This window comes from Pseudoalteromonas sp. S4492 (genome assembly GCF_005886115.1).
Classification (GTDB): domain Bacteria; phylum Pseudomonadota; class Gammaproteobacteria; order Enterobacterales; family Alteromonadaceae; genus Pseudoalteromonas; species Pseudoalteromonas gelatinilytica.
This window is the reverse complement of sequence record NZ_PNCP01000064.1, coordinates 42202-53216: the sequence shown is the minus strand read 5'-3', so window position 1 is coordinate 53216 and position 11015 is coordinate 42202. Positions and strand designations below refer to the sequence as shown.

General features: G+C 43.1%; 13 protein-coding genes. 3 read left to right on the top strand and 10 right to left on the bottom strand.

Annotation, left to right across the window (positions count from 1 at the left end; translation table 11 throughout):
- Positions 1 to 6 precede the first annotated feature (6 nt).
- Both CWC28_RS19030 and CWC28_RS19025 read left to right on the top strand, forming a co-directional pair.
- A complete protein-coding gene (locus CWC28_RS19030; protein WP_063704624.1) occupies positions 7 to 351 on the top strand; it encodes an Hpt domain-containing protein in 345 nt (114 codons plus the stop codon).
- Between the two features lie 93 nt (positions 352 to 444).
- Positions 445 to 1662, top strand: a complete 1218-nt coding sequence (locus tag CWC28_RS19025; protein WP_063704625.1) for a pyridoxal phosphate-dependent aminotransferase — start codon at positions 445 to 447, stop codon at positions 1660 to 1662.
- 25 nt (positions 1663 to 1687) lie between these two features.
- Here CWC28_RS19025 and CWC28_RS19020 read toward each other — a convergent pair whose 3' ends face one another.
- The 4 genes from CWC28_RS19020 to CWC28_RS19005 are packed head-to-tail and all read right to left on the bottom strand — an operon-like array spanning position 1688 to position 4588.
- On the bottom strand, positions 1688 to 2155 hold the full coding sequence (locus CWC28_RS19020; protein WP_063704626.1) for an outer membrane lipoprotein: 468 nt from the start codon (positions 2153 to 2155) through the stop codon (positions 1688 to 1690).
- A gap of 12 nt (positions 2156 to 2167) precedes the next feature.
- Positions 2168 to 2779 carry a penicillin-binding protein activator LpoB gene (gene lpoB, locus CWC28_RS19015; RefSeq protein WP_054552953.1) on the bottom strand — a complete coding sequence of 204 codons (612 nt, stop codon included), beginning with the start codon at positions 2777 to 2779 and terminating at the stop codon, positions 2168 to 2170.
- Between the two features lie 10 nt (positions 2780 to 2789).
- The gene (locus CWC28_RS19010; protein ID WP_054552954.1) at positions 2790 to 3215 is read right to left on the bottom strand and encodes a YcfL family putative periplasmic lipoprotein; all 426 of its coding nucleotides are present in this window, start codon (positions 3213 to 3215) and stop codon (positions 2790 to 2792) included.
- 8 nt (positions 3216 to 3223) lie between these two features.
- A complete protein-coding gene (locus CWC28_RS19005; protein ID WP_063704627.1) occupies positions 3224 to 4588 on the bottom strand; it encodes a COG3014 family protein in 1365 nt (454 codons plus the stop codon).
- 137 nt (positions 4589 to 4725) lie between these two features.
- Here CWC28_RS19005 and CWC28_RS19000 point away from each other — a divergent pair, with 137 nt between their 5' ends.
- Entirely contained in the window at positions 4726 to 5595 is an 870-nt protein-coding gene (locus CWC28_RS19000; RefSeq protein WP_138625619.1) for a DMT family transporter, read from the top strand.
- A 1-nt stretch (position 5596) separates the two neighbouring features.
- Here CWC28_RS19000 and CWC28_RS18995 read toward each other — a convergent pair whose 3' ends face one another.
- The 6 genes from CWC28_RS18995 to pta form a co-directional block, all read right to left on the bottom strand.
- Positions 5597 to 6277, bottom strand: a complete 681-nt coding sequence (locus CWC28_RS18995) for a M15 family metallopeptidase (RefSeq protein ID WP_063704628.1) — start codon at positions 6275 to 6277, stop codon at positions 5597 to 5599.
- Positions 6274 to 7404, bottom strand: a complete 1131-nt coding sequence (gene dapE / locus CWC28_RS18990) for a succinyl-diaminopimelate desuccinylase (protein WP_138625618.1) — start codon at positions 7402 to 7404, stop codon at positions 6274 to 6276. The genes CWC28_RS18995 and dapE overlap by 4 nt, the downstream gene beginning before the upstream one ends.
- Positions 7404 to 7748, bottom strand: coding sequence for an ArsC family reductase (locus tag CWC28_RS18985; RefSeq protein WP_063704630.1), 345 nt, complete (start codon positions 7746 to 7748; stop codon positions 7404 to 7406). Before CWC28_RS18985 ends, dapE begins: the two co-directional genes overlap by 1 nt.
- A 5-nt stretch (positions 7749 to 7753) precedes the next feature.
- Entirely contained in the window at positions 7754 to 8251 is a 498-nt protein-coding gene (locus CWC28_RS18980; RefSeq protein ID WP_063704631.1) for a PTS glucose transporter subunit IIA, read from the bottom strand.
- Between the two features lie 3 nt (positions 8252 to 8254).
- Entirely contained in the window at positions 8255 to 8647 is a 393-nt protein-coding gene (locus tag CWC28_RS18975) for an ACT domain-containing protein (RefSeq protein WP_054552960.1), read from the bottom strand.
- A gap of 209 nt (positions 8648 to 8856) precedes the next feature.
- Positions 8857 to 11013, bottom strand: a complete 2157-nt coding sequence (gene pta, locus CWC28_RS18970; protein WP_105180785.1) for a phosphate acetyltransferase — start codon at positions 11011 to 11013, stop codon at positions 8857 to 8859.
- Positions 11014 to 11015: the final 2 nt, after the last annotated feature.

The following is an 11015-nucleotide window of genomic DNA, read 5'->3' as shown; positions in this document are numbered from 1 at the left end:
ATAAAGATGACGACAATCACAATTGATGAGAGTGCACTTGAAGGAATGGAATCACTTTTAGGTGACCAATTTGCCGACACCTTAACCTTTTGTTGTAGTGAATTTCAGCGTTTAGGCTCTGAAGTACTTGCAAATCTTGGTTCAGATAATGAAGCAGCAGCAAGGCATGCACACAGTTTAAAATCAAATGCCGCCCAATTTGGTGCCATGAGTTTATCAGCACTTGCGCAAGAAATTGAACTGACTTTGAACCAAGGCGATGTCGCAACAGCACAAGAAAAATCACAAACTCTTGATGAACAAGTTTCAGGTTCAGTCGAAAAATTACAAGTATGGCTTGCTGGCCGCTAAAAACTTGAATTTATTTCAGTTATAACCGCAAAAATCCTCTGGCGTGGTGGCCCCGTACTGGGTTAGTCTTAAGGCTAATTAGTAGAGGTAACCATGTCACAAATCAAAAAGAGTCACAAACTAGACGGTGTCTGTTATGACATACGTGGGCCTGTGCTTGCACAAGCTCGAAAAATGGAAGACGAAGGGCAAAAAGTATTAAAGCTAAACATTGGCAATCCTGCTGCCTTTGGCTTTGATATGCCTGAAGATATGCACAAAGATATCATTCGTAACTTATATTCAGCCCAAGGCTACTGTGACTCTAAAGGCCTCTACTCAGCCCGTGTGGCTGTCTATCAACACTATCAGCAACGCGGTTTATTTAATCTTGATGTCGATAATATTTATATTGGCAATGGGGTCAGCGAATTAATTCAAATGACCACACAAGCATTACTTGATAATGACGACGAAGTGCTTATTCCAGCACCGGATTATCCGCTATGGACAGCTTCGGTAAAATTAGCAGGGGGTAACCCTGTGCATTATCTATGTGATGAAGAACAAGATTGGTTTCCTGATATTGCTGATATTAAATCGAAGATCACGTCAAAGACTAAAGCGTTGGTGCTTATAAATCCGAATAACCCAACTGGTGCGGTGTATAGCGATGATCTGTTGATGGAACTTATCAATATTGCTCGCGAGCACAAGTTATTGTTACTGAGCGATGAGATTTACGAGAAAATCTTGTATGACGGTGTCAGCCACAGCTCGATTGGTGCGCTGTGTGATGATGTGCCAATTATCACCTTTAATGGCCTAGCAAAAACGTACCGCGCGGCAGGATTGCGTATGGGCTGGATGGTGTTAAGCGGTCGTACTAGCATGATGGAAGATTTAAGTCGTGGCCTAGATATGCTGGCATCCATGCGCTTATGTGCCAATGTGCCTGCTCAGTATGCCATTCAACAAGCTTTAGGCGGTGTGCAGTCAATCGATAACTTGATAAACCCTGGTGGTCGATTGTATGTGCAGCGTGATATTGCATGGCGTGGTTTAAATGCCATTGATGGTATTAGCTGTAAAAAGCCTAAAGGGGCACTTTACGCATTTGCGAAGGTGGATACGGCGCACTTTAATATTAAAAACGATGAGCGCATGATTTTAGATTTACTCAAAGCTGAGAAAATCTTATTAGTGCATGGTCGCGCATTTAATTGGCCTGATCCGGATCATTTCAGATTGGTATTTTTACCTAACAAAGATGATTTAACAGAAGCCATGAGTAAGATGCAGCGATTCTTCGCTGATTATCGACAAAGTTAAAAAAAGCGAGCCAAGGCTCGCTTTTTTAATAAGCTTTATCAACACGTACCGTGTTATCGGTGAGGTACACCAGACGTACTTTATCGCCTTGGTTAAACAGCATTTGGTTATCTTTGTCTTGCACAACCATAAACTGTTCGCCGCTTTCTACTTTGATCATCAATTCAACGAGCTGATATTGTATGACGCGACTGTTTTGTTGGCGGTTGTGAGCAACAGAGCCACCAATCATCGAACCTAAAATGGTTGCTACAGTGCGGCCACTGCCGCCACCAAACTGATTACCGATAACACCGCCAATAAGCGCACCACCAAACGTTTCCCAGCCATTGGTTCTGTCTCTGACCAGTTCTTGTTCGGTAATGGTTCGTACTGATTGTACTGAGCCAAATAACACCTGTTGTACTGGTACAGCTTTGTTACGCTGATAGTCAGCATAACTAGGCGAGCTCAGTAATAAACAGCTTGCTAGGATTGCTACTAGGTATTTCATAACCCCTCCTGACTACCAGCCAAAGGTTGATTTCTCACGTGTTTTGCGGATTTCAGTTTCATCAGCCCATTCAACTAGGCCGCTTTTTAAATCCATTAAACGCATGGTGAATTTGTAATACACATCAGCCTTGTCAGCATTTGATTTAACAATGCTCGATAAGTTGCCGTATAACATATATTGCGCACCAACTTGCTGGCCAAAAGCGATAGCGGTATTTGGATCAACTAGTGGATCGACGTTTTGGAAATTAAGTTGTTCGCGCACAGCTTCAACACGGGTCATATCAACAAAGCGGAACTTACCACTGCGTAATAACTGTGTTGAGATCGAATCGGTGATTGATTCAGTATCAATGTGCTCGCTCGTTTTGTTTTTAATACGCTCAACAAACACGATAGGGCGAGTATTTGCTGTCATGGTGCCAACCACAGGTGAAGCAAGTAACGAGTCTGTCATTTGGCTTGCTACTTTTTGTAGATCCGTTGAGCCAAAATTGATATCTGTGGTTTCAACAGCTTGCGCATCACCATAGCTAACAACGGCTTTATTAGCACAACCAGACAGCAACAAAGCGCTTGTCATTGCAACGGCCGCAGCCGACTTAACAGAAAGTAATTTCATTGTAGTATCCTTAATCTTCAAATTCTTGTGCTTCTGTTGACACTTCACGCACTGCAAGCGAGAAGGTGACAGCATTTGCTGTCGGGGCTAGGCCCGGTAATTGGGTCTTAGCAAATCCAAATAATGTAATGGGTTGCCAAGGTGAATGGTTGCCGCGAATAACAAAGCCATCAGCGTCATACCAAGTAAATTGATATTGTAAGTATTGAGACTTTTTATACTGGCTTGCCAGTGTCACAACAACATCGGTTAAGCCATTTGTTTGGCGTGTTTTTACATCTGTAATGGCTAATTTCTTGCCAAGTTCAGGGTTATTAACAATCAGTTGTTGGTTATACTGTTGTGATGCCTGCTCAACACCAATGCCAGAAGTGGTAGGGCGTGAGGAGCAAGCCGCAACAAGTAAAATGGTTAATAGTGGCACTAAGTATTTCATCATTGCTCCTAGAGTTGTACAACATGTGTGTCGTAGTAGTTATTTATAGAGGTTAGGAAAATCAAGGTTAACCCTTGCTTACTAACCGTAAAGTCTATTTCGCCATGTCCCGGCACGCTTAAAGCGTGCTGACCTGCTGACATCGCGTGCTGTGCAATACTCAGTTGACTTGGTAAAGTCGACCAGCTTCGCGTATCAGCTTGCTCTGATGCTATGTTATAAATATTCGCTAAAATATTACCGACATCGCCGCCGCTTCTTGCCAATTCTGCGCGCATCTTTTCTTTTGCTACCAAACGCATTACTTGACGGGTTATTCTGCCAGCACTTTGATCTTTCAAAGTTTTTGCTGCCAGTGCTTCAAGCCTAACAATGGGCGTCAGTGGCAAATTTTCGCCATCAAGAGTCACTGTTTTATTACTGCCCGCATAGGGCGCATCGCGATAAACTGGCATGGCAATACTGTAAAAGCGTGCATCACCCCGGGAGGTATAAATGGGTAATCGTAAATGAAACTCTTGCCTTGCTGGTATCAAACCTTGCTCTGCAATTACAATTACTTGTCCCGTGTTTGTTTGAGTCTGCTTTAACTTGCCAAAGCGTTTGCTAAATTCTTCAAAATCCTGATCAAACCCTTGTTTTTTGGCAAGGCGTAACACTGTTTGCTGTAAGTAGCTATTTTCGCTATTTATTTCGAGTGCTTTCTTATAATCGATATAGGCATCATCAAACTGTTTATCTGCCTCATAAAGTAGGCCAGACAAATAAAACGTAAAGGCATTTTGAAAGCCATTTTTGACATTACCAATTAGCTCGGCCATATCAGGGTAGCCTTCGGCTGCCTGTTCTGCTTGTTGATCAAGTTCAGCTTGATTGTCTTTAAGTGCATCTTCTTGCACTTTATTTGCACGTCTAACTTCAACTAATGCAGATTCAAGTTGTTTATCAAATACATAACTCAGTGCTTTGTAGCTATGCAGCATGGTCATTTCATAGGCTGCTGGCTCATAACCAATCACTGAGTCATTGGTTAATAATGAATTTGTTTGCTCAAGGCCTGCACTTAGCTGTACTTTGGCTGCTTGACGCTTTTTTTCCATATTTTGATAAACAGCTTCAAAGGTCTCATTGGCCTGAGAATTTTGTTTAGCCAAAAACTCAAGACGGGCCGTTTCAAGCTGATTTAACAAATAGTTACTATGGCCTCGGCTGTTACTTGGCAAAAGTTGCTGCGCACTTGCTATGTTATTCTGAGAAACAGCTTGGCGCACAGGTCTTAGCTGCGTCGCATAATCTTGGAATAGATCAGTAATACCTATGGTACTGCAACCAGATAACAGTAGAGCAGCTCCAATAAATAAACGTCGATGCACTGAACACTCCTTTTAAACAATGTACTGAGATTAGCATACGCGGCTTAACCTTCTATGATAAATTATGTAAAAAATCGTAAGTTAATTGTCTAATTTTAGGTCTTATCTTTTTTAAAACCAAAAGGATAACTCATTTGTTGAGCACCATACTGTATACCTTGATTGCACTTTGTGCGTTTGCAGCTAACTCTTTGCTGTGCCGGATGGCATTACAAAGTGGTGATATTGATCCGTTAAGTTTTACAGCCATTCGCTTAGCAAGTGGGGCGTTGATGTTGCTTGGTATACTTATATGGCAAACAACGTTATTGAGATCAAAATCACAATCAGCTCAACCTTTAACCGATAAAGGTAGCAATATCAGTGCGCTTAGCTTATTTGTTTACGCGCTGTGCTTTTCAGTTGCCTATGTTGATTTAAACACAGGCACAGGCGCACTTATCTTATTTTCAGCAGTACAGTTAACCATGATAGGCCATAGTGTTTTAAATAAAGAACCACTCAGTAAAGTGCAGTGGGGGGCTTTGTTTGTCGCTTTTGCGGGCTTTATATACTTAATGCTGCCCTCAGCCACGGTGCCTTCTTTGATGCCTGCAATGCTCATGGCGTTAAGTGGTGTGGCGTGGGGTGTTTACAGTATTCGCGGAAAATCATGCAGCTCACCTTTGCAAGCAACCAGCTTTAACTTTCTAAGAAGTTTAATACTCGTGCCAATTTTAGTGTTTCTAGCCGTGGTTGATTGGCAAGATATTACTGCCAGTGGGGTTTATTTGGCGATAGCTTCAGGAGCGCTTGCATCCGGGCTTGGCTATAGCATTTGGTACATTGCACTACCTAGGCTTAAAAGTAGCCAAGCAGGTGTGGTGCAGCTAACCGTGCCTGTACTTGCCACATTAGCTGGGGTGGTGGTTTTAGATGAGCAATTAACAGCGCGTTTAGTTGTAGCCAGCGCCTTAATTCTTGGCGCTGTACTGGTGTTTTTGATGGCTAAAAAGCGCAGTGTCTAGATTAGGGCGTATTAATATTTAATACGTAGCGTTCATACAGGGTGTTAAGTTCGGCTAGTATCGCTTGTTTGCCGCTCAGCTCACTTTGTGCAATACATTGCTGTAATGTTGTAACTGACAAAAACGCCATCATCTTAGCAGACACACCAATATGACTGATATGCCAAGGCTCAGGAGCAACCCCACCTTTGTACTCCTGATAAGGGCGATAAAAACCATATTTTTCTAGGTTATCGTCAAGCCATGCAGCAAGCTTGGCAAAGGGCCCTGTGGGCGAATACTCATCAGGGGTTAATTGCAGCTGGTAATCATCGTCAATAGGGCGGGTATCGTAAATGTCGAGGTCGGTACCAAAGTGGTGCCTACTTGCCCCAGGCAGTGCTGAGTAAAGCATAATAGCGTGGCACTTTTCAGTATCACTTAGATTTTCTAAATCTACCGTTTGTTGCTCAAGGGTGTAAACCGGTCGAAGGCCCTGAAATTTAGCATTCCAAATAGCACTTTGACGATGAAAATCACGAAAGCTTGAGGCAATTGTCAGATCAATACCAGCTTCTTTTGCTCCTTGCTGCAGAGCTAAAAAATCATCGACAATATCACGATGCAAGCGATGGTTTTGTAGCTCAACTAAATGTGAGCTACTTAACCCCGTGGCGCATTGCTTAAGCTCGGTTGGGTTCATGTAAGCAGTTGCTCTAAAATCACTTCGTAAATATCAGCTAGTTGAATTAAATCATCGGTGCTAACACATTCATCTACTTTGTGAATGGTTTCATTACGCGGACCAAGCTCAATGACTTTGGCGCCCGTTTGCGCGATAAAGCGGCCATCAGAAGTACCACCGGTGGTTTCAAGCACGGTGTCGCGTCCAGTCACCTGCTTAATAGCGTGCACGGTAGCATCAACTAACGGGCCATGATCGGTTAAAAAAGGCAGCCCATTGACAATCCAATTTAGCTCGTAATTGAGGTTGTGTTTCTCAACAATATCAACCACTCGCTGCTGTAGCTGTTGGTGAGTTACTTCAGTACTAAAGCGAAAGTTAAATTGAATCTCAAGTTCACCTGGGATCACATTTCCGGCACCGGTACCGCCGTTAATATTCGAAACCTGAAAACTCGTTGCAGGGAAAAATTCGTTACCTTGATCCCACTCGGTTTGACTCAGTTCAGTTAACGCAGGAGCAGCTAAATGAATTGGGTTTTGCGCTAGATGCGGGTAAGCAACATGGCCTTGCACACCTTTCACGGTTAAAAAGCCAGTTAATGAACCGCGACGACCATTTTTTACCACATCGCCAAGCACATCTCGTGAAGAGGGTTCGCCAACTAGGCACAAATCAATCTTTTCGCCTCGTGCTTCGAGGGTATCGATAACACGGGTTGTGCCGTTGATAAACGGGCCTTCTTCATCAGACGTAATTAAAAACGAAATTGAACCTTTGTGATCTGGGTGCTTAGCCACAAAACGCTCAGTGGCAACCACCATAGCAGCCAGTGAACCTTTCATATCGGCTGCGCCGCGACCATGTAACATACCGTCTTTTACCAGTGCAGAAAAAGGCGGGTGCTGCCAATTTTTTTCAGGACCTGTTGGTACAACATCAGTGTGACCAGCAAAACAAAAATGCGGTGACGTATCGCCCTTACGAGCCCAAGTATTTAGCGTATCGGTGAAAAACAGTGATTCAATATTAAAGCCAAGTTTTTCAAGGCGTTCGTTCATTAACGCTTGGCAACCAGCATCTTCAGGCGTCACTGATTCACGCTGGATAAGCGCTTGAGCAAGTTCAATAACAGGGTGAGTCATTAGGCAAAAATCTCATCGTATTGAGCGGCTTTAAAACCTAAGTGGTATTGGCCATTATGCACAAGTACCGGGCGCTTGATCATCGCAGGTTGCTCAACAAGTAATGCTAATGCAGATTCTTTATCTAGGTTTTGCTTTTGCTCATCAGATAATTGGCGATAAGTTGTGCCGCGTTTATTAACTAAATCTTGCCAATCAATATGCGCTGCTAACTCATTAACTAGCTCAGCACTAATGCCGTCTTTACGGTAATCATGGAAAGTAAATTCTTGATTGTTATCAGTTAAATATTTCTTGGCTTTTTTAATTGTATCGCAATTGCTGATACCGTACATGATAGTCATAAATTCTACTTTTTAGTTACAGTGAGTAATGTGTCTACCCCAGCGGTGACCTGAGATAGTGAATAATAAAGGGGTCCAAGGTGTTGGCTATTGAGAACGCAAAGCGTACCAAGCATAGGGCTGCTCAACTCGCGTAAATCAAAATAGGCTAATCGTTCACCTTGGCTAATTTTACTGCCGTTTAATTTAGCGATATTGGTGTGGTTGATATGTTCTTCAACCGATGAAAACGATAAGTTTAATAAAACTTTTAAACCGTTTTTTGCTTGTAAAATGTATTCTTTACCAGCATTTTTAACTTGTAATAGGGTGCCATCGAATGGCGCAATGATGTTGTGGCTGGTTAGTTCAACACTAATCCCTGGGCCAAGGGTGGCAAAACGAAAAAATGGCTCAGGGTGCTCGTTAATGCTTTTTACACGCCCACTAAATGGGCTTTTAATGGCCATGCAGCGCGCTTTTCTGAGGCTGCGTTCGGGTAAGTATTGAACTTCGTTAGTCATGGCTTATTTAACATCACCTAGCACATGGTAACCGTCTTTTTTCAGAGCTGTAATGGCTTTGGCCATACTTTGCTTTTTCACTAATACATAATCGGTATCGTAAGTAGATAAAGCAAAAATCGAAATCGACGCTTTTGCTAGCACGCCAGAAATGTTCGCCATAATACCAGTCAACGAAAAACCAAGTGGGCCAATGACTTCCAGTGCTTGCCAGTCGGTTTCTTGGTCCAGACTGTCGAGCTGGAAACTACTTGGGCAGACAATAGACAGCTCATCAGCCGTTTTTGCAATAAAGAAAATAGCTTGTTGGAGTAAGGCAGGGTCAATCGTTGCATCGACATCTAAACTATGAATGGTAAGTTCTTCACTATGAAGTTGTAACGTTTGTTTTGACATCTGCGATCCTATCTTTGAAGCCTTTGAATTTATAGTATAGGTAAACAAAGTTAAGATAAAGCGCAATAATTTTGATTGCTGAGGTTTTACTCAATATCGCTGTTGAGGTTGTCCACAGATTCTGTGGATAAATATGGGAATAGGTCAGTATAAAGAAGGTAATAGGCTAATTTATAAGGGTTTTATAAATTAGCCTAAATTTTGAAGGGTTAATTTTCTAAGCTTTCAACTTGCTTAGCTTGAATCGCTGTAAGGGCAATGGTGTAAACAATATCGTCTACTAATGCACCACGACTCAAGTCATTTACCGGCTTACGCATACCTTGCAGCATTGGGCCAATACTAATTAAATCGGCACTCCGTTGAACGGCTTTATAGGTTGTATTACCCGTATTTAAATCTGGGAATACAAACACCGTTGCTTTACCTGCAACCGGGCTGTCTGGTGCTTTCTTAATTGCTACGTTTTCCATAATTGCAGCGTCGTACTGAAGCGGGCCATCAATCACTAAATCAGGGCGCTTTTGCTGGGCAAGTTTAGTGGCTTCACGCACTTTTTCTACGTCAGCACCTGAACCCGAAGTACCCGTACTGTAGCTGATCATTGCAACACGAGGTTCAATACCAAACGCAGCCGCTGAATCAGCTGACTGGATCGCGATATCGGCCAGTTGCTCTGCTGTTGGGTCAGGGTTGATTGCACAGTCACCGTAAACCAGAACTTGATCAGGTAATAACATAAAGAACACTGACGATACCAACGATGAACCCGGTGCAGTTTTAATTAACTGTAGCGGGGGGCGAATCGTATTCGCTGTGGTGTTAACCGCACCCGACACTAGACCATCTACTTTACCTTGTTCAAGCATCATGGTGCCGAGCACCACGTTATCAAGTAATTGCTCTTGGGCAACCACTTCTGTTAAGCCTTTGTTTTTACGAATTTCAACCATAGGCGCAACGTAATCGTTGATCACATCCGCTGGCTCAACAATAGTTACGTTATCGTTAAGCTCAACACCTTGTTGCTCAGCAATACGTAAAATCTCTTCTTTGTCACCAAGTAAGATTGTTTTTGCAATGCCACGTTGGCCACAAATTGCCGCAGCTTTAATTGTGCGTGGCTCATTACCTTCTGGTAAAACAACTGTTTTATTCGCTTGACGAGCTTTGTCTGTCAGTAAGAAACGAAACGCTGGCGGAGACATTTTACGAGTACGACCAACACTTTGCGCTAGGCTGTCTAACCAATCAGAGTCAATGTGGCTGGCGTTGTGATCTTTTACTTTATCGATACGCTGATCATCATCACACGGTACTTCCATATTGAAGTTGTGCAGTAATAAAGACGTGCGCCACGTATCTTCTTGTGTTGCAAGAATTGGCAGGCCGGTATCCATCGCTTGTTCGCATAATTTCATGATGCGATCTTCCGGCTTAAAGCCACCGGTTAATAAAATAGCCCCAAGCTTGGTGCCATTCATAGCTGATAAACAAGCGGCAACTAATACATCAGAGCGATCGCCCGGAGTGACCAGTAATGCACCTGGGGTAAAGTGGCTTAAAATATTCGATACGGTACGGGCACAGAAAGTAACGCGACGTAAACGTCGGTGAGCCATGTCGCCTTCGTTAATAACTTCGGCCTTTAAGTATTCACATAAATCACGCACACGCGGTGCAACGAGGTCGAAATCCCACGGGATTGAACCTAATAATTTAAATGGGTGCTTTCTGAAAATAGGCAGCGATGCTAAACGGTTTAATTCGTTTTCAAGTTGCTCTGGCTCATGAGCTTCAACTAGATCAGCACGGGCACGACCTTCGTCATCTAAAGGTGCATTAACTTTATTGAAAATACAGCCTAACACGCGAGGGTGGTTAACACCGCCATAGTTGCCTGAGGCGATTTCTAAACGGTCTTCAATTTGGTCGTTGCTATCGTTACTAGGCGTTAAAACAAAAACAATATCAGCACCCAGAGTTTGCGCGATTTCACGGTTTACACGGCCTGCGTAAGGCTGACGACGTGTTGGCACCATACCTTCGATAATTGCAATTTCGTCTTCTTTAATGGTGTTTTCAAAGCGCTCGACGATTTCTTCAAGTAAGTCGTCGCCTTTACCATCACCAATCATTTGTTCTGCATAGCTCAAATCGAAGGGAGTAGGCGGATTAATTGGCGAGCCATGAGTAACAATCTGCGTCGACTTTTCAGGGCCTGTATCGCCAGAACGCGGCTGTGCAATTGGTTTGAAAAAGTTCACTTTAAGCGCTTTTTGCTCAAGTGCACGCACTAAACCAACAGAAACAGATGTTAAACCAACCCCAGTTGAAATAGGGATCAACATAATTCTACGTGCCATTA